This window comes from Phenylobacterium sp. SCN 70-31, from assembly GCF_001724605.1.
In the GTDB taxonomy this organism is placed as follows: Bacteria; Pseudomonadota; Alphaproteobacteria; order Caulobacterales; family Caulobacteraceae; genus Phenylobacterium.
Genome location: NZ_MEEX01000007.1, coordinates 17,540 through 42,144, shown reverse-complemented (window position 1 = coordinate 42,144; position 24,605 = coordinate 17,540). Strand labels below are relative to the sequence as shown.

The following is a 24,605-nucleotide window of genomic DNA, read 5'->3' as shown; positions in this document are numbered from 1 at the left end:
GGCTTTGGGGCCTCTAACGCCCCGGTGATACCGGCAGCCGGATTGCGCGGGCATCGACCGGTTGCGCCCCCGTATCGGAACATGCTGCTGCCAACTGAAAGAAGCGCCGGGCCATTTCGGGGGCGCCGCGTCCTTCAACCTTGCGAATGCAAGCGAGGATGTCGACCGGCGCGATCGCAGCGAGCAACCTGCCCCCCAAGTCCGGCATCAGGTCGTTGTCCAGGCGAGACCTCAGGCGATCTGAGTAGGTTTCGACCCACTTGATTTTGCGGGCCGCGAACCACTCATCGGCAACGACACGAAACTTGCTGTCGGCCGCCAGCATCTTGGCCTTGGCGCTCTTGCGTTCGGCGCAAGGGTCGCGGCCGTCTTCGAGAAGATCGCGTGCATCATCCGCCGCTCTGCGAGCCTGACGGAGCGACACATCGGGATATGCGCCCAGTGCCAGAACCTTCTGCCGCTCGTCGAAGCGATAGGCAAAGCGCCACAGCATCGATCCTGTCGGTTTCTGGAAATGATCCCCGCCCGGCGAACCGGAACCACACGATTTCGTGATATTTTTCTAAGTGTTTCTAATGGTTTATGCGAACACTCGGAACCCTTGTGAACGCCCCTGAAAAAGCGCTGCTGGTGGGCCCGGCAGGACTCGAACTTCGCTAGAGAACAACTCCCCCTATCTGGACGATACCAACAGAAATACCAACGCTTAGCGGGCGGCGGACCTGCAGGATTCATCCGAGGAGCGCAGCCGAGACTGCGCCAGGTCCTGAGAAGTCACGGCTGTCCCGTGTGACGCGCGCATCGGCGGTCGATAGAGCGCCTCAGGCGGCGGGCGTGGCGAAGGCCGCCGCATTTTCGCACCTGCATTCCCGAGCACCTACGCCGCACGGCCCACGGCCCCGCCCTGTGCTAGCGACAGCCTCATCGCAGAGACCAGTCTGGAGTGGTCATACTCGAGCGATCGATGGCGGCGGTCGAGATCGGATTGCCAATCTGGGTGTACTTCAGGGCGTTGGCGACCGCGATTGTTCGCGGCACGCCCTGGGACTCCCAGATCGCCCGGACGGTTCCCTGGATCGCCACCGGATGCTTGTCCGCGATCAGGCCGGCCAGCTCGGCGGCCCGCGCCCAGAGGTCGTCGGATGAGGTAATCTCGGTGACCAGGCTGATGCGCAGCGCCGTCTGAGCGCTGATGCGTTCGTGATTGCCCAGCAGCACCATGCGCTGGATTTCCGAGAGGGGGATGCGCGCCATGGCCCCGACCGGCTCCACTGCGGAGACCATGCCGAAGGTCACATGGGGGTCGAAGAACGTGGCGTCCTCCGAGCAGATGATTATGTCGGCCTCGTTCAGCCAGTAGAAGGCGCCGCCGGCCGCCATTCCCGAGACGGCGACGATCATCGGCTTCCACACCTTGTTGCTCTTCGGCCCTAGCCACTCGCCGGGATCGTCCATCTCGAACGGCATCTCGCGCGCACCCGGCGCACGCCAGCCTTCCTTCACATCGACACCCGTCGAGAAGGCGCGCCCGCCCGCGCTGCGCAGGACGATCGCCCGAATCTCCGGATCCTCCCGGACGCTCTCCCACAGCTGTCGAAACTCCTGCGCCATGACGCGATTGAAGCTGTTCATCTGTCGCGGCCGGTTCAGGGTGACGGTGGCCACACCGTCGGCCACTTCCACGAGGATCGTTTCGTACGGCACGGGCGTGATCTCCTTCACAGGCCGAGCATCGCCTTCAGCTCTGGACGGCTCACCTTCATGGTGGTCGTCCGCGGCAAGGCGTTGACGAAGCGGAACTCCACAGGCACCTGGTAGGCGGCCAGGCGCTCGCGGGCGAACGCCTTGAGAGCCTCGACGTCGGGTCTCTCGCCTTGCGCCTCGATGACAGCGAGAGGGACTTGGCCAAGCCGTTCGTCCGGCACGCCCACGACCGCGGCGTCGCCCACGCCGGGAAACTGGCGCAGGACCGCGACGACATCATCGGGAAGAACCTTGAACCCGCCGCGGTTTATCGCGTCGTCCACCCGTCCATGGATATAGAGGAACCCGTCGGCGTCCAGCGACGCTAGATCCGTCGTGCGGACCAACTCGCGTGCAAACCGCGGGCACTTGAGCTCCAGCTGGCCGGTTTGGCCGACATCCATCGAGTTTCCGTTCTGAGCGTCGACCACCCGCATCTGCACGTCTGGCCGCGGCCGGCCGACGCTCCCGCGCTTCAGATGGGCAAAGCGCGTGTGGTCGCTCAAGGACCAGCCGGCGACACCGCCGATGAACTCGGCGGCGCCATAGTCGATCAGAACCGGCACCCCGAACCGCGCCTCGAACTCCACCTGGGTCTGCACGTCCAGGGGCGCGGTGCTGCTGTGCACGGCCTTCAGGCTCGCCAGCGCCCCTCGCGGCAGGTCGGAAGCCAGGATCATCCGGATCATCGCGGGGACCAGGTTCGCCGACTTCGGCTTGTGGCGCCGCACTGCGTCGGCCCAGGCGTCGACGGTGAAACGGTCGAACAGGACCATCGGCCGGGCTTGGTATATCGACAGTAGCAGCCGGAAAATACCTCCGGCATGGGTGAACGGGGACAGGATGATGCCCGGCGACCCCTTCAGGGTCAGCGGTCGCTCCATTCCGGACGCCGCAGCCTCGGCGGATCGGAGGGCGGGGAGCAACACGTCTGCGCTAACCGGAATTCGTTTGGGCGGGCCGGTGGTGCCGCTCGACAGTCTCTCGATTACCATGCCCGGCGCGTCCGGCCTATGAGGACCCGGACCGATCGCCGTCAGGCCGTCGACTAGATCAACGGTGAAGCTCGCCGCGCCGCTGATGCGGATACCTGCGCTACCTGCTTCCCGAGCAGCGCCGACGACACCATCGATCCCCCAATCCTGATCGTCGCCGATCACGGCCTGGAGCCTCTGGATGCGGATCTCGTCGCAGAATCCGCTCGGGGATTGGTTCGGCCGCAAGGGGGCGATCGGACGACCTGCCAGCAGGAGCGCGACGAAAACCGCGACCGCCGCGGGCCGGTTGCGCGCGACCCATCCGACCGGGGAGTGCGGCCCGACGCCCGCCTGGCTCAGATGCGCCTCGATGGACGTCGCCGCTGACGCGAGCGCAGCCCAGCTTGTCCATTCGCTTTCGTACTCGACCGCTCCAGAGTCCGGAGACAATCCCAGCACTCGAGCCGTCCGGCCCCTGATCGATGACACGGTCTGGTTCATCTGCACCAAGCGTCGCCGCCGGGCGGCCGAGCCGGAGCTCGCGGCGCCCGGTTGGACGCCGCGAGCCTGGGTCAATTGGTCTTCATCGAGAACGTTATTCCGACGCGGCGAGGCGGCGCGACGTTCCCGGTATCACCACCCGTCGATACGTTGACGTTGTTATAGTAATATTCGTCTGTCAGGTTCTCCCCCCAGACAGTTACAGTGAATCGCTCGCTCTCCGGGGACCACGACACGCGCCCGTTGATCAGTGTAAAAGCAGGCTGCCGCATCCTGTTGGATGGCTCCCACGAGAATCCACTATTGTAGTAAACCGACCCCGTAGCTTTTATTACGCCACCAAAAACGTTGTTCGTGTAGCTGAGGCCAGCGTTGAGGGTTTGTTCCGGCGTTCTGTAAACCGGGTTCCCCGAAGCATCCATCGTTGCGTTTCTGTTACCGCCGCCGGGGATTGGAATGAGGACGCTGGCATCCGGGAAATCGGTGTAGGTGCCCTTCATGAGGGTCAAGCCAACGTTCGCGTCCAGGTGGTCCGTCAGAGCGGCGTGCCCCTCGAACTCAACACCTTTGATCTTCGCCCTGGCAGCATTCTGGAGAAAGTTCGCCCCCGTGGTGGGGTCGGTCGTCCGCTGGATTTGAATGTCCTTCCAGTCATAGTGGAAGGCGTCCATGCTGAGCGTTAGTCCCCGCCGCGCGAATTTCGCACCGGCCGTCCAGGCATCCACCGTTTCGGGGAAAACTGCTGGATCCGTGAACGAGGTGGCGTTGTAGGAACCGCTCTTAAATCCGGTGCTCCGCGTGAGATACACATTCAGGTCCGGGTTGAAGAAATACTGCGCGGTTAGACGGTAGTCGATATCATCCCAACTTTCCGACACATTCCTCCTCAGCGCTCCAAAACTCGCATTCACCAAGTGCTTCTTCTCGTAGCTGTACCTCAGGCCGCCGATTAAAGTCAGGCGATCATTCGCCTTGAAGGTAAGCTCGCCATACGGCGCGTAAGCTTCGGTTGTAACGGCCGCGTTGAGGACCGACGTGGCCACTCCGTTTGCATAAGAGGTCTGCGGCAGACGCTCATTCTTGTCCTTGAAGAGGAACAGTCCGGTGACCCATTGGAGCGGACCCTCCGAGGTCGAGGCGGCGATGAACTCCTGGCTCCAGGTCTGCCCCCTGGCTCGGACGAGGGTCGTCTGCCTGGGAATTGGTGTTACGTCCGAGTCGATGACGCTCTGAGAGCGCATATGGCGGAACCCGGAGATCGACTTCAGGGTCGCGAACCCGAGGTCCAGATCGGCAATGAGCGAGCCCCCCTTCTGCAGCGTTTTTACAGAGGGATCGAAGCTGGGAGCGATTTCGTAGTCACCCTCACGACCAAATAGCACTCCGGGGGTGAGGCGCCGCTGCGCAATGTTGCCGTTCACGGCTACATAGGCGTAGGCGGTGTGGTTCGAGTCCCAGACATAGTCGGCGGTGGCTGTAAAGCTAAGCTTTTCCGAGGCCTCCCACAGGAGCTTTGTCCGGAACCCGTAGTCATCAGCGGAGTCGAGGTTACTTCCGGTGACGATATTTTTCATATATCCGCTATCGGCCTCGTAAAAGGCCTGGAAGTCGGCGCGCACTGTACTCGTCAGCGGCCCGGTGACGTAAGCTTTTGCCGTCACCATTTCAAAGCTTCCGTAGCCGAGCTCTGCTTCAGCGAACAGCTCAGGCGCCGGCGTTCTTGTGATGATATTGATGGCCCCTCCCGTGGCGTTTCTGCCAAAGAGCGTGCCCTGGGGTCCCTTCAAGACCTCAATGCGTTCCAGGTATCCGAAGTTGAAAATGCCCGCTTGCGGGCCCACGAGGGGCACCCCGTCAAGGTAGAGGGCGACGCTCGCAGAGTCTCCGGATGCGGTGGAGCGGCTACCGATGCCACGGATCGACGGCTGGGCGTATGCAGTATTCTGAACAAACAGCAGGCCAGGAACAACCCGGGTGAGGTCGGCTGTGCCCTCCACGCCCTGCTCTTCCATTTGCTGCTGCCCGAGGACGCTTACGGGGATCGGCACGTCCTGAAGGCGCTGCACACGCTTTTGCGCCGTGACAATCACTTCCTGGAGTTCACTGGACGCCACAGCCGCCGGCTGGGCGTAGCCCAAGGCCGGCGCGCCAAGCGCCGCCGTCACCACCAGAAGCCCCTGAGACAAATGGCGCATCTAAACCTCCCCAATTCTGTTTTCTTGAGTGTCCGGGCCCCGGAACCCGTTCAATCGCGACTGTCGCGGCCACTTCCGTCCACCGACGAGCCCATCCTGATACCGACCCAGATCAGGGTCTAACCGAGCATCACGACTTTCACGATGTTGGCTGGCTAATCAATAAATGGCAACCCAAAAGCTCTTGGGGCCGCATGCTGATTCATATTCGTTTTAAGTGGCTTATATTCAGCGACGATAACTGGCGGCGTCGTCTCGTCTGGCGGTTGTCGGAGGTCTCCCGCACGTTGTGGATGCTTCGGCGCCGTAGACCGCTCACCCTGCTGGTGGCGTCTCGCTAGCAGCCATTCCGGAACGGTAGGCTCGCTGCCCCGGACGTGGCAGATGCAGCAACTCGCGCACGACGGCGTAGTGGGAACGATAGCCGCATCGGGCAAGGGGACGGGCCGCCACAGTATCGAAGACGCCGTCATTCAGGAATGCGCGGTCGATATGGACCCCCACGACCTGGCCAATGACGACGTGCGTGCTTGTCGCTTTGCCATCGAGATCGTGGAGGTGAATGATCTGCAGCAGCTTGCATTCCATAGCGGCCGGCACGCCGCCGACCCGCGGCGGCTTCACCATCCGGGACGGAGCCGCCGTCAAGCCAACGCGCGCCATCTCGTCCACGCCGTAGGGCTCCTCCACGGAGCTGTCGTTCATCTCCGCCGCCATAGACTCGGTGCTGAGGTTGAAGACGAATTCGCCGTTCTTTTGGACGTTGATAAGGCTGTCGCTGAGCTTGGCGTTGGCGAACGCCAGGATCGGCGGAGTGACGCTTAGGACGTTGAAGAAGCTGTAGGGCGCCAGGTTGGGCGTTCCGTCGTCGTCCGCAGTGGATATCCATCCGATCGGTCGCGGCGCGACGATAGCGGTCAGCGGGTTGTGCTTGAGGCCATGGCCTTGCGCTGGATCGTAGAAGTAGATGTCCTCGCCCACCGGGAGTCTCCTTGGGTCAGTGGCTCAGTCACCGCGCGGTGTCGGCCAGATGCGCGTCCTTAAGTGGACGTCGGCGCGGCGCGGCATCAAGCCCGCCGTCGCCAGGATTATGTCCGGCCACGACTAAATCCTGGCCTCGATCGGCATTGGGCGCCAACGCCATCAGATCCCCGTGAACAGGCCCGCACGGCGTTCCTTCGCGGCCGCAAGCCCCTCCCGGAAGTCTTGGGTCCCGAGCAACAGCGCCTGGCCCAGCACATTGGCCGACCACTCACTCTCCATGCTGGAATCCAGCCCGCGGTGCATCGCTTCCTTGGCGGCCCGGTAGGCCAGCGGCGGCAGGTCGGCCAGCGACTGCGCGAAGACCTGCGCCCGCTCGTGGAGCGTCTCCTCGGTATCGACCAGTTCCGACGCAAGGCCGATGCGCACGGCCTCCTCCCCGCCCACGGGACGTCCGCCCAGCGCCATCTCCGACGCCCGGCCCAGTCCGACGAGGCGCGGCAGCAGATAGAGGCCCCCCAGCGGCGGCAGGATCCCGAGCTTGATCCAGCTTTCCTGGAAGCTTGCCGAGGGCGCGACGATCCGGAAGTCGCAGGCGAGCGACAACTCACAAGCCACCGTGACGGCCGCGCCGTGCACCGCCGCCACCACCGGCTTCGGGCAGTGGAACAGGCGTCGTGCCGCGCCTTGGAAGAGGCCGTAGATCTGCTCCTTGATGGTCATGCTGGGCGTGCGCGTCAGCTCCTCGAGGAAGCTGAAGTCGGCCCCGGCGCTGAAGTGCTTGCCTTCGGCGGCCAGCACGATGGCGCGGACCTCGGGGGCGAGGGTCAGCTCGTCGATCGCCCCGCAAAGCTCTCGCAGCGTCTGGGGCCTGAGGCTGTTGCGCCCATCCTTGCGGTCGATGAGCACCCAGCCCACCGTGCCGCGACGTTCCACGCGCAGGTCCTCGTACATCACTCTGTCTCCTTCACGCCCAATCGTCGGCCCATGGATCGCGCGGCATGCCTAGGACACGTTCCGCGATCTTGTTGCGGTGGATCTCGCTCGTCCCGCCCCCGACGGTGGCGGCGCGCGACCCCAGGTAGGCTTTGCCGGGCCGCCCGGCGGTGAGGCCCTCGACTCCGTGGACGTCCAGGGCGAGTTCATAGAGGCGCTTCTCCTCCTCCTGGCCGAACAGTTTCAGCACCGATCCCTCGGCGCCCGGCTGGCCGCTATCCAGGATCCTGACCATGTTTCGCAGGCCATGCAGGCGCAGCAGCTGGGTGTTGATCCAGGCCTGGGCCGCCCTTCGCCGCAGACCGTGGTCGACGCCGTACGCAGCTTCGCGTCGGCCCAGCTGCGCGATGGTGCGCTCGACGAGCAAGCTCTGACGGAACTGGGCGCCCAGGAATACGGTGGAGTGTTCGTGCGCCAGCGACGTCTTCGCGACCTTCCAGCCCTGATCCAGCTCACCCACCATGTTGCCGGTGGGTATGCGCACCTCGTCGAGGAACACCTCGTTGAAGCCGGCCTCCCCGTTCATGCGGCGGATCGGGCAGACGGTGACGCCAGGCGCAGCGAGCGGGATAAGGACGCAACTGATGCCAGCGTGCTTCGGGATCGAAGCCCCCGTACGCACGAGCGTGTACATCCACTCCGAGTAATGCGCCCCGGACGTCCACGTCTTCTGCCCGGTCACGACCAGGGTGTCGCCGTCGACGACGGCGCGGGTCTGCAGCGAAGCCAGGTCGGAGCCGGCTCCCGGCTCTGAAAGCCCGCTGGCCCAGAGGATGTCCGCCCGCCGCGACGCGGCCAGGAAGCGGTCCCTCTGCTCCGGAGCGCCATGCGCGATCAGGGTCGGCCCGACCAGGCTGAGACCGCGGTTGCCGACCAGCGGCGGCAACCCGCGCCGGGCCAGCTCGGAGTGATAGAGCACCTGCTGCAGGAAGCTCGCCGAGCGTCCCCCGTATTCCAGCGGCCAGTGGATGCCTGCCCAGCCGGCATCCGCCATCGTGGCCTGCCACTCCCTCAGCGCCGGTATGGCGCGGCTTCTCAGCTCGCCCAGTCGCTCGCCCGTCGCATGCGCGTCCAGCCAGTCGCGCAGCTCTTCGATGAAGTCCCGGTCGCGCTCGTCCAGCGAGAGCTCGCTGCCGGGGCCCTCCGGGGCCCGTCGCAGCCCGGCTTCGGAAGGCTGGGTGAGCTCGGCGCCGAGGACGTCCAGGTGCCTGTCCCCGGAGCCCAGCATCAGCTGCACGGACTTGGCCCGCCGAAGCAGCAGGTGAAGGTCGTGGTCCCAGGTGTTGCCGATGGCGCCGTGGATCTGCACGGCTTCCGACACGACCCGGGCGGCGGCGCTCGTCGCGACGATCTTGGCCACGCGGGAGGCGCGCGGGTCGGGGAAGTCGTCGCGCACCGAACGCAGGGCGCCCTCCAGGGCGGAGCGGGCGTTCTCCACGTCCACCAGCGCATCGGCGAGCTTATGCTTGATGGCCTGGAACCGCCCGATTTGCTCACCGAACTGGCGACGATCCAGGCAGTATCGCGACGTAAGGTCGAGCGCGGCCCTCGCGACGCCGACCGCCTCCGCGGCGAGCAGCGTCCAGGCCACGCTGAGGATTGCCTCCGGATCCGCGCTCGAGACGGCGACACATGCGGCGTCGCGCAGCGACAGGCTGGCCATCCGACGGGTGGGATCAAGTCCGCTCAACTCCAGCCGCTCAACGCCGTCCGCCCCGGTATCGATCGCCCACCATCTCCCAGCCACCGGCACGAGCACGATGTCGAGCGCCGCGCCGTCCATCACATCGGGGATGACGCCGCTGATGCGATGGTTGCTCCCCGCCTCGACGAGCGACAGGCCGACGTCGACGCCGCGTTCGGCTGAAAGCGCCGCCCCGACGATGCACGCGCCGGACGCTAGGGTCCGCGCCAGAGCCTGAGCCGCCTCCCCCTCGCCCGCCGCGAAGATGTGCGTGGCGAGGAACACGGAGATGAGCGGAATGGGCGCCACTTTCCCCGCCAGCGCCTCGGCCACCGCGGCCTCCGTCGCCAGCCCTGCGTCGGCGCCGCCGAGCCCTTCCGGCAGGACGCCGCAGAGCAGGCCCAGCTTGGCCAACTTGTCCCAAAGCGCCCGGTCGACAGCAGCTCCGCCCTCCGCGGCTCGCCGCGCGGCGCTGCGATCTGGCGTCAGCTTTTCAAGGACGCGAACGATGTCTCGCAGATCATCCGTAGCCGCCGGGTCCGCCCAGGTCTCGACGCGCGGGTCACTCCCCATGCGTGCGACGATTGTGCTCGATCATGAACTCGAGAGCCCGGCGGGCCAGGTCCGCGGGCGGCTGCGGCAGCTGCACCGGCCCATGGTCGCGACTGGGCAGAGCAATTGCCGCCACGGCGTGACAGGACTCCTCGCCGCGCTGGTTCACGCCCGCCACGCGGACGTCGACGATCGCGCGACCGTCCTCGTGGCGCTTCTTCATCACCTGCCCGGTGAAGACGTGCAGGTCGCCGATATAGTTGAACTTTCGAACCTCAGCATGCATGTGGCACATCCAGCCGTCGTCGCCCATCCAGTCGGTCAGCACGTGGGCCAGCCAGGCCTCGCGCATGACCGAGTAGTCGTAGGCGCTCGGGGCGCCGATGGCCCGGGCCCAGCTGCTGTCCCAGTGCACGCGCTGGGCGATGTCGGGAACGCCCTGGTCGTTGGGCACATAGAAGGCCGGCATGCGTTGGCGGTTCTTGTAGGCCATGCGACCGGACCCCGGATTGAACCGGAAGCCGACGCCGCCGGCGTGCCAGAAGATGATGTCGGTCATGGTGAGCGGCCCGCCGCCGGCCGGGCCGATGCGGTCCCCGACCTCGACGTCCTCCCAGTAGCGCGGCTCGCCATAGCGCGGCTGCTCTGCGGCGTAGATGGCGTCGTGGCGGGCGATGTCCTCCGGCGAGTAGTTGGCCAGCTCTAGGTCGGCCAGCTTCTTGCGTTCCCGCGCAGCCTTGCGCTCGGTCATCACCATCAACGGGCGCGAAACCGCCACGACCTCGCCTCTCTGGTTGATGTGCGTCCACCGGTCGACCTTGATCAGCGACCGGCCCGCGAAGCTCGACTCCTTCGGGGTCAGGCCCTCGATGCCGCCGAACTTGAAGAGTTTGTCACCCTCGCGGATCGGCAGGTACCAGTCGATCGTCTGGCCCGACACGAACTGGTGAATGCCGCGGAAGGAGGCCTGCCGGGGCGGCTTTTCTCCGCGCAGGGGATTGTTTATCGCGCGCACCATGAACGGAGCAGCGATCTGCCCGCTCCATCTCGTGCGTTTGCCGTACTCACGGTCGCAGAAGAGCGGATTGTCGTCCCCTGCCGCGCGGGAATACGCGCGCATGGTGTCATGGGACGCTTCCGTCCACTGCTCCCGCGCAGGGCTTGCGAACTCCTTGCCGATAAGGGAGCGTGTCAGCTCGACGTCTTCGTCCCGGAAGGTCGCGCTGGTGGCCTCTTCGACGCGGTCGGTGACTTCAGTGCTCATCTTGAGCTGTCCTCGGATTGTGTGGCGCGGGGGGCGGCGAACAGCTCGCGCACCGCCGGCAGCATCGGTTTCATGCTCTGGGTTCGGGGCAGGTCGGCGACGAACCGGAACGCCGTGGGCACCTGATAGGGAAGGAGTTGCTCGCGGGCCCAGGCCTTCAGCCCCTCTTCCGTGAGGTCAGCGCCCGCCTGCAACACGACGGCCGCCACAGGAACGTTGCCCAGCCGCTCGTCGGGCACCCCCACGACGCAGGCTTCCCGCACGGACGGATGTTGCTCCAGCGTGCGCTGCACATCCTCGCCATGCACTTTGAAGCCGCCGCGGATGATGACGTTGTCGACGCGGCCCTTGATCCACAGGAACCGATCCGCGTCGAGAACGGCACGGTCGGTGGTCCGCAGCCACTGGTCGCCGGCGACATGGGCGCCACGCAGCTCCAGCACACCCTCGGTTCCGAAGGGAACAGGCTCGCCGGACTGGGCATCTACGATGCGGGCTTCATAGTCGGGGTTCACGATCCCGACCGCGCCCTTGTGCGTCGCATAGTGCTCGCGGAACTCGCCGACGGACCAGCCGGCGACATTGGTGAATTCCGTGGCCCCGTAGGTCTGCAGGACGGGCACGCCCCAGCGATCGAGGGCCTCGTCGATAAGGTCGGGGCTGAGCGCCGCCGTCCCGGATTTCAGCGCTGTCAGGCTCGACAGCTCCTCTCGGGTTACCCCTGCGTCAAGCACCATGCGCAGGCTGCTGGGCGTCAGGTTGGCGATCTTCGGCCTGTGCCGCGCGACGGCCGAGCGCCACTCGTCCACGTTGAACTTCTCAAGCAGGCAGACGCGGAATCCGCCGGCGATCGCGTTCAGCAGGCCCCATATGCCCGACATGTGGACCAGGGGGTTGTCGACGATCACCGCCGCGGAGCGCAGCGCCGGCGGATCGGTGATCGCGGCGGGGTTCTTCTGGTAGCGCAACGCGCCCTTGATGTTGGCGAGGATGCGGGCCCGCCCGATGGCGACCCGCTTCGGGGCACCGGTAGTTCCCGAGGTGAGCATGTAGATGGCGACGTCCGGGTCGCCCTCAAACCGGTCGCCTGAGGTAGGCCTCTCCAGGCCGGGTACAGAGCGAATTGGTTGCGCGCGGTCGTGCGTGAGCTCCAGACCGGCGGCGCCGATGGCCCCCACCGCCGCCTTGAAGCCCGCGCGGTCCCAGTCCTGGCCGTCGGCGATCACGACCGCCGGCCGCAGCTTCGCGAGATCGGCGGCCAGGGTCTCGTCCGGGAACAGCGGGTTGATGGTGAGCAGGCTGTGGTCGCCGGCCAGGAAAGCGATGATCGCCGCCGCGTGCTCGCCCGAATTTCGGATGGCGCAGCCGACCGCCTGGCTGGTGGGAACGCCGATATCCTGCAGCGCCTCGTTGATTCCCTTGGCGACGTCGGCGAGGTCGCCCCAGCTGAGCCACGAGCCGCGGAATTCGATCGCCGGCGCCTGCGGATCGACGGCGAGCATGCCCTTGAAGCGGTCTTGCAGCGTGACCATCGTGATCCTGACCCGGGAACCGTAACCCGAAGCTAGATGGTAAGGCGCCTGCGATCCAATCCGGGTTTCCGGGGATTTATCCGCGTTTCACTATGGGTCGGCCGGGCGTGCCACCTAACTGTAGAGCTTCGCGGCGCCGCCCAGATCCGGCGCGCAATTGGCCGTCCGCCGAGGCTGCCTCGCCCGTCGCAGCTTCTGGGAGCGGTTGAAGCTCGTAGGCGCGCCCGACCGCCCAGAACCATTCCAGCGCGAGGCTGTGCAGCGTGCTGCGCCGCACCAGGTGCAGTTCGCATCCCGGCGGCCCGCCGACCAACGGCCGGGTGACCATGTCGCCCACCGCGCGGTCCATGCCTTTCTGCCAGCGGTACGACATCAGCACGGCGCCGCGCGCGTTGGTGAAATGCATCTGCGCGTACGGATCGGATTCCGGCGCCTCGAGCAGCTCGGCTCCAGCCCGCAACGCCGGCCCGTATTGCCGTTCGAAGTACGCCTTTCCGAGATTGGCTCGCTGCATGCAGACCAGCACCTCGCCCTTGAGGGCCTCGATCGGCACGGTCTCCATCATCGCAAGGCGATGGTTCGGGGGCATCACGACGCAGGTGGTGGAACGAGCCACCACCATGGACTCCAGGCCGGCCAACGGCGGCGGGTCGGTGGCGAACACCACGTCGACGTCGCCTCGCCGCAGTTCGTTCAGCTTTTCCCGTGTGCTCCCGTAGGAGACCTCCAGCACGACGCGGGGATGCTTGGCCGTGAACTCCCCTAGGATCTGCAGCCGCACCGCGACGCGGTTCGTATAGATCGGAGCCGCCACCCGCAGCCGGACCCGGCTCTCGCCCCGCATTTGCCGCACCAGCGCGTCGGCCTCCTGCAGCGAGGCTTCGACCTTCAAGGCCACCTCGCGGAACTGCTCGCCGGCCGCTGTCAGCTCCACTCTGCGGGTGGTGCGGATGAACAGGTCGAAGCCGAGTTCGGATTCGAACCGGCGTATGATGTAGGAGAGCCGCGGCTGGGTCAGGCTGAGCTCGACCGCCGTCTTGGTGAACGACAGCGTACGGGACAACGAGAGGAACGCGAGCACGGCTCGGTTGTCCAGGATCATCTCATTCTAACGAGACGGATCGCTCGCTCACACCATGACATTTGATGGGACTATCACGACTGGGCCCCAGCAAAGTCAATATTTCCTAGGCGTCGGCCGTGGTCTCAGCCGCGGCCGCGGCCAGCAACTCAGCACGAAAACGCTGCTTGTGAAGCTTGCCGCTGCCGGTTCGCGGAAGGTCCTCGAAACGCCGGAAATGGATCACCTTGGGGATCTTGAAGGCGGCCAGTTCCGTGCGGATGCGCCCGCGGATAGCGTCTGCGTCCAGTGTCTGACCAGAGTTCAGGACGACCACCGCGGCGACCTTCTGGTCGTGGCCTTCGCCGGGCAGCGAGAAGACGCCGACCTCCTGCACTTCAGGCAGCGCCTCGATGACCTTCTCGACTTCGGTGGGCGAGACGTTGGCCCCCGAGGTCTTGATCATCTCGTTGTTGCGGCCGACGAAATAGAGAAAGCCGTCGTCGTCGATCCGGCACAGGTCGCCGGTGCGGTAGAAGCCGTCCGGCTCGAAGACCTCCCAGCGCTCCTTGTTGTACATGCCGACCATCATGTTGGGGCTGCGCACGCACAGCTCTCCGACCTCGTTGGGGCCCAGCACCGCGCCGGTAGCCGGATCGATGATCCGCCGTTCGAAATCCGCGGCCGCCCGACCGCAAGCCCCGGCCTTCGCGGCGGGCAGCACCCCGCCCACCTCGAAGCTGTGCTGACCGGCCGTCTCGGTCATCCCCAGGCCACTGTTCTTGCGTTCCGGCGGACAAATCTCGCCATTTTCGTCGAACCGCTCGAGCACCCGGGCCAACTCCGGATCCAGCCCGCCTTCGGCGATGCTCGGATGCTGGCGGATCTCGCGCATGAGGACGTCCTGCGCCGCGACGCGCGTCGGCCGCTCCCTGAGGAAGGTGGCCACTGTGTCGTCGAGCTTCGGCGTCGCGGGACAGATGGCCGTCGCGCCCGTGCCGACAGTTTGCAGCAGGGCGTTGAAGCGGCCCGCCCAGAAGAACGGCCCGACGATCAGGTTGCGGTCGTCGGAAGTGGGCCTGAGCCAGCCGCGAACGCTGTAGAGCCGGTTCACGGTCGAGCCGTGGGTGTGCAGCACCCCCTTCGGATCGGATGTGCTGCCTGAGGTGTACATCACGAGCGAGAGGTCGGCGGGCGTGACGCTGTCCTCGACGTTGCGAAGCAACTCATCGCTGATTCTCGACGCCTCCGCGTCCGCTTCGGCCGGCGCCGCCCAGCGTGGCGCCGTATCCCCGTAGACATAGACCCTGCGCAGGTGGGGCAACGCCGGCGTGGCGAGCCGCTCGCTTGCAAGTTGGCCCTTCAGTTCCGGCGCGATCTCCTCGAGTCGCGCGACGTAGTCGTGATTGAGATAGCGGTCGGCCATCAGCAACACCGCCACGTCGGCGTTGCGCAGCAGCCATTCCAGCTCCCGGCGCTGGTACATGGTGGAGATCAGCACCGCCAGGGCGCCGATCCGGGTCACCGCCATGAACGCGATCAGCCACTCCGGTGAATTGGGGAGCAGGATCCCGACCCTCGCGCCCTTGCCTACGCCTGCAGCCAGGAGCGACTTCGCAAGGCCGGTCGCGCGGGTGTCGATCTCCGCATAAGTCAGCCTGCGTTCCCCCTGGACGAAGGCGACCTTGCCCGCGTGCTGCTCGAGCGTCCGGCGGAACATGTTGGGCAGCGTGGCCGTGAAGGGCGGAGGCCGCGACCAGTACTCCCGTTCGTTGCCTGGGTCCGACATTCGACTACTTCTGCTCCGAGGCTGCCGCCCGACGATCGCGCGGCGGCGTGCCTGGATGCTAACGGACGAAAGAATCCGGCAAAAGCCGATTGCCGCCCGGCTAATGGCCGGATTTCGGTCGACTTATGCGCGAGTGATCAGAATGGCGCCGAGAGCGGGCTTGATGCTTGCCCCCTGCCCCGCCAGCGTAATGCCGTGGCCTGCGCCCGGCGCGGCAGCCTCGATCATGCTTCCCCGCAGGCGGACGGAATGGATTTCTCCCTTTCTCAGGATGATTGCAGGTTTCGCGACGAGGTGCGTGAATTCCTGCGCGCCGAGTTGCCGGCCGAGCTGCGGGAACGGCACCGCCAGGGGTTCCACATCCGCGACGACGACCATCGCCGGTGGACGCAGATCCTGGGACGCAAGGGTTGGGTGGCGCCCGAGTGGCCCCGGGAGCACGGCGGCCTGGGCCTGACGCCGATCCAACGCTACCTGTTCGATGAGGAGTTCGGCGCCGCCGACGCGCCCACGATCCTGAGCTTTGGCCGCAACCTTGCCGGCCCGCTGATCTACACCTTTGGAACGCCCGAGCAGCGGGCGCGCTTCCTGCCGCCGATCCTCGCCGGGGCGGAGTTCTGGTGCCAGGGCTTCTCCGAGCCGAACGCCGGCTCCGACCTGGCGTCCTTGCAGACCCGGGCCGAGCCGCATGGCGACGCCTATGTGCTCAACGGCGGAAAGATCTGGACGACCGAGGCGCACCACGCCGACTTCATGTTCTGCCTGGCGCGGACGTCGGCCGAGGAGAAGCGGCAGAACGGCCTCTCGTTCCTGCTCGTCGACATGAAGTCGCCGGGGATCACGGTGCGCCCGATCTGGTCGATCGACGGAGAGCATCACCTCAACGAGGTGTTCTTCGACGACGTGGTGGTCCCCGCCGACCGGCGGGTCGGAGAGGAAGGCCAGGCCTGGAGCTACGCCAAGTTCGTGCTGACCAACGAGCGGACGTCCGCCGCCGGGCTCGACCGCATGAAGGCCGGTCTACGGCGGGCCCGCCGGCTGCTGGTCAGGCTCGCGCCAGGTCTCGATCCGACGGCCGTCACGCAGTTCCGGCGACGCCTCGCCCAGCTCGAGGTGGACACCATCGCCCTGGAGTGGGCGGTCCTCAGGGTGCTCACGGCCGACGCCCGGGAGATGGCCGGAGCCTCGGCGCTGAAGCTGCGCGGCTCGGCCCTGGCCCAGCGGGTGGCCGAGCTCGTCGTCGACCTCCTCGGCCCTGAGGCCCTGCCGCAGTTCTCCGACGAGGGCTATCCGCACAACGCCGACCACAACTACGGCTTCGCCGACCCGGACGCGCCAGGCGCCATGACCACCCACCTCTACCGCCGGGCGCTGACCATCGCAGGCGGCGCCTACGAAGTGCAGCGCGGCATCGTCGCCAAGCAGATGTTCGGCCTGTGACGGTCCAGGAGCCCCGCCGCATGAACCTGAGCCTGACCGAAGAACAGTTGCTGCTGCGGGACAGCGCGCGGCGCTTCCTGCGCGAGCAGTACAGCTTCGACGTCCGACGCCAGCGCCTCGGCGACCGCGGGATGGGCGGCGAGCTCTGGACCCAGTTCGCCAATATGGGCTGGCTGGCCATGTCGCTGGACGAGGAGTTGGGCGGCAGCGGCGCGGGTCCGGTGGAGATCGCGCTCCTGTGCGAGGAGCTCGGCCGCGTGCTCGCCTTGGAGCCTTTCGTCGACAGCATCGTGCTCGCCGGAAGCCTTCTGCAAGCCATGCCCTCGACGCAGCTGCGGGACGACCTTCTCCGCGGCCTCGGCGCTGGCGAGATCGTCATCGCCGTCGCCGTGCTCGAGCCCGGAGCGCGTTACGCGGGCGCGGCCGGAGGCGTGGTGGCCGGCCTGACGTCGGAAGGCTGCACGGAGCTGACGGGCCGGAAGATCCTGGTCCGCGGGGGCGGCGAGGCCGACATGGTCATCGTGGCGGCCGTGCCGCCAGAGGGCAACCCGGGCGATCTCGGCCTCTACCTTGTCACCATGCACGGCGACAGCTGCGCCCGCCGGACCTACTCGACAGTCGATGGCTGTGAGGTCGCCGACCTCAGCTTCGACCGGACCGCGGCGGTGGACCTGGCGGGCGGGCCGATGTCGGCCGCGGCGATCCTGGATGAAGCCCTCGACCGCGCCACCGTCGCGCTGTGCGCCGAGGCAGTGGGATGCATGGAGGCGGTCATCGAGCTCACCGCGGTTCATCTGCGGACCCGCAAGCAATTCGGCAAGACGCTCGGGTCCTTCCAGGCGCTGCAGCACCGCATGGCCGAGATGCACGTGGAATGCGAGTACGCCCGGGCGATGATCTACAAGGGCCTGCAGAGCCTCACGCTGCCCGCCGACGAGCGGCAAAAGGGGGTGTCGGCGGCGAAGATCCGCGTCTGCCAGGCCGGCCTCGAGGTCGGCGCCCAGGGCATCCAGCTGCACGGCGGCATCGGCATGACCGAGGAATATCCCGTCGGCCACTACTATCGGCGGCTACTGGTGATCGAGAAGACCTACGGCGATCTCGCACACCATTTCGGCCGCTTCGAAGCCCGTTCACCCCTGATTGAGGCGCAACGCCAGTGAGCACGACCGAGGTCGATTGGGAGCACGGCAAGATCACTGCGGCGGGGATCGCCCAGATGCGTGCCGAAATCGGGATAATGCACCGGGTGCCGGGCTGGAACCGCACGGTGACCCGCGACAGCATCGAGCATTTCGCGCTCGGGATCGGCGACGACAATCCCCTGTGGTGGGACGAGGCCAGGCGCGTCGACGGCCGCTTTGTCACGCCGCCATGCTACCTCTACAGCCACTTGCGCGGTCCCCGTCTGCACGGCGGGACCATCGCCATCGAGCGGTATCTGCCGGGCGTCATGGGCGTGTGGTCCGCGGAGAACTGGCGCTGGAACCGCCGGGTGCTCGAAGGCGAGACCATCTACGGGGAAAGCGGACTCGCGGACGTCATACTGGTGCCCAGCCGCTTCGGGGGTCAGTCGGTCACGCAGGTCGAGCGCATCAACATGATCGCCGACGGGGGCGAGGTCGTCGCGAGTTGCGACCACTTCATTCGCCGCTTCGAGCGCGACCAGATCCGCAGCCGCGGCTCCTATCTGGAGCGGCCGGAGACCCGTTACACCGCCGCGGACCGGGCGCGCTTCCTGGAGCAGTACGAGTGGGAGACAACGGCGCGCAGGGGCGCCGAACCGCGGTTCGTCGAGGACGTCAAGGTCGGTGATACCGTTGGCCCGCTACTCAAGGGACCCCTGACCGTCACCGGCCTGATCGGCTTCCTCATGGGCGCGGGCTGTCCGTTGATCCTCTCCAATCGGATCGGAGCCCGCTATCTCGCCGAGCGGCCGGGTTCGGGGATGGTCCATCCCGAAACCGGGGTCCCGGACACTATCGAGGCCCCGCACTGGGACCGCGCCCTGGCGCGGGCCAGCGGCATGCCGGACGGCTACGACTGGGGCGGCACGCGGGTCTGCTGGCTCTCACACGCCTTTACGGACTGGGCGGGCGACGACGGCTTTCTGCAGTCCATGGACGTTAAGCTGCTGAAGCCGAACATCCTGGGCGACGTGACTTGGATCCGGGGCGCGGTGACAGCCGTGGACGCGGACACGGCGACCATCGAGCTCACGGCCACAAACCAGCTCGACGAGGCGACGGCGGCCGCGACCGGCGTAGTGAGGCTTCCCCGCCGCGCCGAATAGGCTCAGGTGGGCTTCGGCGCGTGGCCGCCAGCCCCGCGGAAGGTAGTCGCCTGCCGGGCCTTGCGGTCCTCGATGCGGTACCTGGCGGTGGCCTCGTGGAGCACGCCCTCATCGAGGCTGAGATTCTGCGACAGGCGGTACAGGTCCTTGTAGGCGGCGACCGAGCCCGGGCTGACGGCGATGATCGCGTTGGCCAGCGCGTCCACCCGAGCGTCCAGCTCTTCGACCGGCACGGCGTCCAGCACTAGACCCAGGTCCAGGGCCTCGCGGCCGCTCACGCGGCGGGCCGTGAAGGACATCTCACGGGCGCGTTGCACGCCGATCAGCCGCGGCAGCCGTTGCGTCATGCCCCACGTCGAGTGCAGGCCCAGGGTGGCGTGGTTGTCGCAGAACTGAGCGTCCTCACTGCAAAGCAGGAGGTCGAGGCCCACCGCCAGCGACAGGCCGCCCGCGTAGCAGGCGCCGCGGACAGCGGCGATCGTCACCTGCGGCATCGTCTGCCAGGTGTGGAGTAGCCGCCTTGCCTCCCCCGACAGCGCCTCTTTGCTGTAGCCTGGATCCGCGGCGGCCTTGTAGTCCACGCCCGAAGAGAATGCCCGGCCCACGCCCTGCACCACCAGCACCCGGACATCCTTCAGTCCGGCCACGTGCTCGCTGGCGCGCAGCGCCTCGTTGATGAGCGTCTGCGTGAGGGCGTTCACCCGTTCAGGGCGATTGAACAGCAGCGTCGCCCGCGGCCCGTCGATCTGCAGTATGACCTGTGTGAATTCGCTGACCACTGCGTCCCTCTCGCCCGTTCGTCGACCGCAGCCGCCCGCGGAGGCTGAAGTGAGCGGCGACGGTGTCGCGGATCGACACGGTGGTCTAGGTCGCCAGTAGGCGCGATCTATCTCGAAGGCGGATAAGCCGGGATCGGTCGACGGCTATTTCAGGCTTGCCAGGACCTGGCGCTGCACCAGCGGCAGCAGGGCGTCGATGTCCACGGCCTGTTTGTCGGTAAGGACCTGGATCGCCACGCCTCTCAGCACCGCCAGCAGGAGCACCGCGGCGGACTTGACGTCGAGGTCCTTGCGGAACGCGCCGGCCTTCACGCCGCGCTCGATCAGCGCCTCGAGCTCGCCGCGGATCCCCTTGTTGAGCTCGGCGATGTCCTTCTGAACCTCGGGCACGGCGCCCAGGGCCTCCCCCATGATCACGTAGAGCGCCCGCATGGACTTTTCTCGGGTGGCGAGTTCCTTGAAGAACGTCTCGATGTGCTTCTCGACGGAGCGTTCGGCGCTGTCCAGGTCGATCGTCGGGCGAAGCTGGTCGTGCAGGTAGCGCGACGACATGCGCTGCACGACCGCCTTCAGCAGGGCCTCCTTCGACCCGAACCGGTGGCTCACCAGCCCGCCGGTGTACCCGGCGGCCTTGCCCACCTGGTTGATTGTCGTGCGCATGTAGCCTTGGCGTGCGAAGAGGTCGATCGCAGCCCGGATGATCTTGCGTTCCGACTCGGCCTTCCGCTCTTCCTGCGTGCGCTGGCGCCGGATCCTGGTTTCTGACATTGCGCCGCCGAACTTTGCTGACGAGACCCAGCGAGCACGCTTCCCCGCCGGGATGCTCGCCTTCCGATGCATTCATATCCTTTCAGGTTACAATGAGTCTGGGAAGGCGCGCGCCGCGCCTCCCAAGCGACCCTCAGAGACCCAATAGGTGCTTGGCGACGTTGTTGCGGTGGATCTCCGGCGTCCCGCCGGCGATCGTGTTGGCCCGCTGCGCCAGGTAGAACGGCATCGGCAGGAGGACATGGGGCGGCCCCACCACGGGGACGTCGGTGACCACCTTACGGGCCCCGCGCTGGTCGGGGGCCCCATAGTAGCCGACGGCTTCCGCGCCCAGTTCGGTGAGCGCTTGCGCCGTCTCGCGGTTGCGGATGTTGAGCAGCTCTCCCGTCGCATCGGGCGGCGCGCCGGGCTTGGCGTCGGCGATCAGCTGCGCGGCCGCGAAGTCGGCAGCCTCCACCGCGATCTCCAGCAGCGACAGTCGCCGGGAGAAATCTGGATCGTCCCGGAGCGACCCGCCGTAACCGTCCGCCTCCAGGCCGACCAGCTCGTTGAGCCACCGCACCCGCCAGCGCAGTTCCGTGACCATCCGGAGCAGGCCTGCCGAGTGTTCGTAGAGCAGTAGATGGCGGGCCACGCTCCAGCCGGCGTTCTCCTCGCCGAGCCGGCGGCTCTTAGGCACGCGGACGTCGGTGAAGAACACCTGGTTGAACTCATGCTCGCCGGCGATCGTGTAGATCGGCCGCAGCTCGATCCCCGGCGAATCCATGTCGATCAGCAGGAAGGTGATGCCCTCCTGCTTCTTTTGCATCTTGGCGGTCCGCACCAGGCAGAAGATGCGGTTCGCGAACTGGGCGAAGGTTGTCCAAATTTTCGACCCGTTGAGGATGTAGTCGTCGCCGTCCGACGTCGCCTGGAGTTGCAGGCTGGCCAGGTCCGACCCAGCTCCCGGTTCGGAGTAGCCCTGCGCCCACCAGTCCTCGCCCGAGATGATGCGCGGCAGGAAGTAGGCCTTCTGCTCGTCCGTCCCGAAGGTCATGATGCAAGGGGCGACGAGGTTCTTGCCCATCCGCATGATCTCAGGCGGCCGCGCGCGCTGCGACTCCATCTCCCAGATCAGCCGCTGCTTTGGCGACCACCCGGCCCCGCCATACTCAACGGGCCAGTTCGGAGCCCCCCAGCCGCGTGCGTACAGGATTTTCTGCCACGAGCGGCCATACTCGAACTCGGCCAGGGCCCACGTCGTCAGCAGTGCGGCGCGGCGGTGTTCATCCGTCAGGTTCTGGTCGTAGAACCGCCGCACCTCGTCGCGGAAGGCGTAGTCCTCGGGCGTCGGATCGAGCTGTTCAATGTCCACGTGCAGCGCCCTCGTTGTGGCCGCGCAGCTCGCGATAGCGGCGCAGCTGATGTTCGACGGGGCCGAACAGCGAATTGATCATGGTGATCCGTTTGAAGAAATGGCCCACGTCGAGGTCCTCGGTCATGCCGATCGCCCCATGCAGCTGGACGCCGTTCTTTCCTACGAACACGGCGTCCTGGCCGAGCTGGACCTTGGCCGCCGCCACCGCACGTCCGCGCGAGACCGGGTCCTGATCCAGGGCAAGGGCGGCCCGCAGGGTCAGTGCGGCGACCTGCTCGTAGGCGACGTGCATGTCCACGAGGCGGTGCTGCACGACCTGGAACTTCGATATCGGCTGGCCGAAGGCCACCCGGGTTTTGCAGTATTCGACGCAGCGTTCGTTCAGGGCCGACATCGCGCCCACCGCCTCCGCGCAGACCGCCACGATGGCGTCGTCGATCACCCGCTCGATTGTCGGAAGCGCGCCGCCCGGCTCCCCGACGATCGCTTCGGCCGGCACGCGCACCCTGTCGAAGGCGATCTCCGACGCGGTGAGCCCGTCCATGGTCTGATAGTCCTGACGCGACACTCCAGCGGCGTCGGCAGGAACCATGAACAGCGAAATCCCGTCGCGATCGCGCGTGTCTCCGGCGGTCCGCGCCGACACGAACAAGACGTCCGCCTCGGGCCCGCCATAGACGACGATCTTCTGCCCGCTCAGCTCGTACCCGTTGCCGACGGTCTGCGCCCGCAGCTCGACATTGGCGAGGTTGAAGCGCGATCTGGGCTCGGCGTAGGCGAATGAGAACAGGGTGTCGCCGGCGATCAGCTTCGGGATCAGCTCCGCCTTGAGCGCCTCGTCCCCCGCATGCCGGAGCACCCCGCCCCCCAGGACGACGGTCGAGACATAGGGTTCCACCACGGGTCCGCGCCCGAAGGCCTCCATGACCAACACGGTGTCCAGGGGGGAGCCGCCTCCGCCGCCGTAACGTTCGTCGAAGGCTACGCCCAGGAGGCCAAGGCTGGCCATGTCCCGCCAGGCGGCGCGCGGCGTCTGCGGTTTGTCCCGCCGCGCGGCGAAGCCGAGGTTCTCGATGACGTAACGTTCGACGGTGTCCCGCAGCAGTCGCTGCTCTTCACTCCAGGTGTATCGCATGTTGTTCAAGCAGGACGGTCAGCCCGCGTGCCTCCAATCGGCCTAGGACGTCGGCGCGCCGACGGGGATCTCCGCGGCTTCCAGAGCGTTCACCAGGTCGCGTACGCGGCCTGGAACGACCTTCAGCATGGCGTTGCGCGGGATCTCGTCGACGAACACCACCTTGGTTGGCACATAGTAGGCGGGCTTGCGCGCACGGACCCAATCCATCAGTTCCTGTGCAGAGGTCGCCTGCGCAGGCTTTAGGACCACCGCGGCGATCGGGACCTGCGTGAGCCTCGGGTCGGGGATCCCCACGACCGCGGCGTCCGCGACCGCCGGATGGTCGCGCAGCACAGCTCCGACGTCGTCGGCGGAAACCTTGAAGCCGCCTCGGATCAGCACGTCGTCGGCGCGCCCCTCTATCCAGTAGAAGCCGTCCTCATCACGCCTCGCGAGATCGTTGGTCGTGATCCAGCCCGGCGGGGCGTCCGCCGATCGGCGCGGCGTGTCGATCTGCAGGACGCCGATTTCGCCGGCTGGCAGCTCATCCCCTGAGGCAGGGTCGATGATGCGCGCCTTGATCCCCGGTCTGGGCGTGCCGACGCTGCCGCGCTTCTCCTTCACCAGGTGCAACGCGTCGAGGTCGAAGCCCATGGCGTTGCCGAGGAATTCGGTTGCGCCGTAGCGGCGCACGACCAGGACGCCATAGACCCGCTCGAACTCGTCGGAGGTGGCAAGGTCGACAGGCGCGGAGCCGGCGATGAACAACTCACCGCTGGCGAGGTATTCCGGGGGCACCTTTGCGTCGAGCAGCATGCGCAACGCGGCGGGCGGCGCGCCGAGGTGGCGCGGCTTGTGCTCGAGGACGAGCTCGGCCCACTTCCAGATGTCGAAGCGTTCCATCAGGGCGATAGCCCGGCCGCGCCAGACGCTCTGCACCATGCTGGTGGCGCCACCGATGCTCACCAGGGGGACAGCGGTGATCGCAACTCCGCGCCGCGTTCGTTGCCAGAGGTTCTCAGGGAACTCCCCGCGGAACTCGTCGAAGCTCACCGCAATCCGTTTCGGCGGACCGGTCGTCCCGCTGGTCAGGACGGCGGCGCCGACATTGGGCGCCGGTGGATAGTGGGCCTCGGGGCCCACGGTCTCCAAGCCTTCGACGACCCGGACTGGGTCCGTCCGATCGCCGGTGAGTTCGATTCCGATGGAGCCCGCCGCGGCGACCGCCTCGCGAAAGCCGTCGCGTCGCCAGTCCTGACGGTCCGCCACGACGGCGCGCAGGCGCAGAGCCCGCACATCGGCGCAGATCGCCAGGTCGGGCTGGATTGGAGTGATCATCACCGCGCAGCGGCGCCCGCCCAACACGCCGAGGTAGGCGCCGAATGAATGCGGCCGCTGACGCAGCACCAGGCCAACGCCTTCGCTTGCACCCACATCGGCGGCATCGAGGATGGCGCGCATGCGGTCGCCGATCCTGCGCATGTCGTCCCAGGTCCACCAACTGCCCTCGTACTGGACGGCGGGGCCGTGGGGCTCGGTTTCCAGCAGCTGGGCGATGCCCTCCCATATCTCCATCT

Annotated in this window: 19 protein-coding genes; 3 read left to right on the top strand and 16 right to left on the bottom strand. The window is 66.7% G+C overall.

All coding sequences use genetic code 11. The features are described from left to right. Positions 1 to 13 precede the first annotated feature (13 nt). The 11 genes from ABS78_RS06900 to ABS78_RS06850 all read right to left on the bottom strand — a co-directional run bounded on the left by ABS78_RS06900 (position 14) and on the right by ABS78_RS06850 (position 15,274). The gene (locus tag ABS78_RS06900) at positions 14 to 493 is read right to left on the bottom strand and encodes an integrase arm-type DNA-binding domain-containing protein (protein WP_293376394.1); all 480 of its coding nucleotides are present in this window, start codon (positions 491 to 493) and stop codon (positions 14 to 16) included. 428 nt (positions 494 to 921) lie between these two features. After that, positions 922 to 1,704 (bottom strand): enoyl-CoA hydratase/isomerase family protein, encoded by a 783-nt coding sequence (locus ABS78_RS06895; RefSeq protein WP_293376392.1) that lies wholly within the window; start codon positions 1,702 to 1,704, stop codon positions 922 to 924. A 14-nt stretch (positions 1,705 to 1,718) separates the two neighbouring features. Then, complete coding sequence (locus ABS78_RS06890) at positions 1,719 to 3,221, bottom strand: fatty acid--CoA ligase family protein (RefSeq protein WP_293376390.1); 1,503 nt, start codon at positions 3,219 to 3,221, stop codon at positions 1,719 to 1,721. Positions 3,222 to 3,292: 71 nt separating this feature from the next. Further along, positions 3,293 to 5,416, bottom strand: a complete 2,124-nt coding sequence (locus ABS78_RS06885; RefSeq protein ID WP_293376388.1) for a TonB-dependent receptor — start codon at positions 5,414 to 5,416, stop codon at positions 3,293 to 3,295. 315 nt (positions 5,417 to 5,731) lie between these two features. Next, complete coding sequence (locus tag ABS78_RS06880; RefSeq protein WP_293376386.1) at positions 5,732 to 6,397, bottom strand: flavin reductase family protein; 666 nt, start codon at positions 6,395 to 6,397, stop codon at positions 5,732 to 5,734. Positions 6,398 to 6,559: 162 nt separating this feature from the next. Then, positions 6,560 to 7,351, bottom strand: a complete 792-nt coding sequence (locus ABS78_RS06875; RefSeq protein ID WP_293376384.1) for an enoyl-CoA hydratase/isomerase family protein — start codon at positions 7,349 to 7,351, stop codon at positions 6,560 to 6,562. Between the two features lie 13 nt (positions 7,352 to 7,364). After that, positions 7,365 to 9,650, bottom strand: coding sequence for an acyl-CoA dehydrogenase (locus ABS78_RS06870; protein WP_293376382.1), 2,286 nt, complete (start codon positions 9,648 to 9,650; stop codon positions 7,365 to 7,367). Continuing rightward, positions 9,640 to 10,893, bottom strand: a complete 1,254-nt coding sequence (locus tag ABS78_RS06865; RefSeq protein ID WP_293376380.1) for a MaoC family dehydratase N-terminal domain-containing protein — start codon at positions 10,891 to 10,893, stop codon at positions 9,640 to 9,642. The genes ABS78_RS06870 and ABS78_RS06865 overlap by 11 nt, the downstream gene beginning before the upstream one ends. Beyond that, on the bottom strand, positions 10,890 to 12,425 hold the full coding sequence (locus tag ABS78_RS06860; protein WP_293376378.1) for a long-chain fatty acid--CoA ligase: 1,536 nt from the start codon (positions 12,423 to 12,425) through the stop codon (positions 10,890 to 10,892). The genes ABS78_RS06865 and ABS78_RS06860 overlap by 4 nt, the downstream gene beginning before the upstream one ends. A gap of 76 nt (positions 12,426 to 12,501) precedes the next feature. Continuing rightward, positions 12,502 to 13,527, bottom strand: coding sequence for a LysR family transcriptional regulator (locus ABS78_RS06855; RefSeq protein ID WP_293376376.1), 1,026 nt, complete (start codon positions 13,525 to 13,527; stop codon positions 12,502 to 12,504). Between the two features lie 85 nt (positions 13,528 to 13,612). After that, positions 13,613 to 15,274: a class I adenylate-forming enzyme family protein gene (locus tag ABS78_RS06850; protein ID WP_293376374.1), complete on the bottom strand. Its 1,662-nt coding sequence runs from the start codon at positions 15,272 to 15,274 to the stop codon at positions 13,613 to 13,615. Positions 15,275 to 15,523: 249 nt separating this feature from the next. Here ABS78_RS06850 and ABS78_RS06845 point away from each other — a divergent pair, with 249 nt between their 5' ends. From ABS78_RS06845 to ABS78_RS06835, 3 genes are read left to right on the top strand one after another with little or no spacing between them, the layout of a single operon-like run. Further along, positions 15,524 to 16,714 carry an acyl-CoA dehydrogenase family protein gene (locus ABS78_RS06845; protein ID WP_293376372.1) on the top strand — a complete coding sequence of 397 codons (1,191 nt, stop codon included), beginning with the start codon at positions 15,524 to 15,526 and terminating at the stop codon, positions 16,712 to 16,714. A gap of 20 nt (positions 16,715 to 16,734) precedes the next feature. Then, entirely contained in the window at positions 16,735 to 17,877 is a 1,143-nt protein-coding gene (locus tag ABS78_RS06840) for an acyl-CoA dehydrogenase family protein (RefSeq protein WP_293376370.1), read from the top strand. Then, a complete protein-coding gene (locus ABS78_RS06835; RefSeq protein WP_293376368.1) occupies positions 17,874 to 19,007 on the top strand; it encodes a MaoC family dehydratase N-terminal domain-containing protein in 1,134 nt (377 codons plus the stop codon). The genes ABS78_RS06840 and ABS78_RS06835 overlap by 4 nt, the downstream gene beginning before the upstream one ends. A 2-nt stretch (positions 19,008 to 19,009) precedes the next feature. Here ABS78_RS06835 and ABS78_RS06830 read toward each other — a convergent pair whose 3' ends face one another. The 5 genes from ABS78_RS06830 to ABS78_RS06810 form a co-directional block, all read right to left on the bottom strand. Continuing rightward, on the bottom strand, positions 19,010 to 19,786 hold the full coding sequence (locus tag ABS78_RS06830) for an enoyl-CoA hydratase/isomerase family protein (RefSeq protein WP_293376366.1): 777 nt from the start codon (positions 19,784 to 19,786) through the stop codon (positions 19,010 to 19,012). A 144-nt stretch (positions 19,787 to 19,930) separates the two neighbouring features. Beyond that, positions 19,931 to 20,554 carry a TetR/AcrR family transcriptional regulator gene (locus tag ABS78_RS06825; protein ID WP_293376365.1) on the bottom strand — a complete coding sequence of 208 codons (624 nt, stop codon included), beginning with the start codon at positions 20,552 to 20,554 and terminating at the stop codon, positions 19,931 to 19,933. Positions 20,555 to 20,687: 133 nt separating this feature from the next. Then, the gene (locus ABS78_RS06820) at positions 20,688 to 21,908 is read right to left on the bottom strand and encodes an acyl-CoA dehydrogenase family protein (protein ID WP_293376364.1); all 1,221 of its coding nucleotides are present in this window, start codon (positions 21,906 to 21,908) and stop codon (positions 20,688 to 20,690) included. Then, the gene (locus ABS78_RS06815; RefSeq protein ID WP_293376850.1) at positions 21,898 to 23,046 is read right to left on the bottom strand and encodes an acyl-CoA dehydrogenase; all 1,149 of its coding nucleotides are present in this window, start codon (positions 23,044 to 23,046) and stop codon (positions 21,898 to 21,900) included. The genes ABS78_RS06820 and ABS78_RS06815 overlap by 11 nt, the downstream gene beginning before the upstream one ends. Positions 23,047 to 23,088: 42 nt before the next feature. Continuing rightward, positions 23,089 to 24,603 (bottom strand): fatty acid--CoA ligase family protein, encoded by a 1,515-nt coding sequence (locus ABS78_RS06810; protein ID WP_293376363.1) that lies wholly within the window; start codon positions 24,601 to 24,603, stop codon positions 23,089 to 23,091. Positions 24,604 to 24,605: the final 2 nt, after the last annotated feature.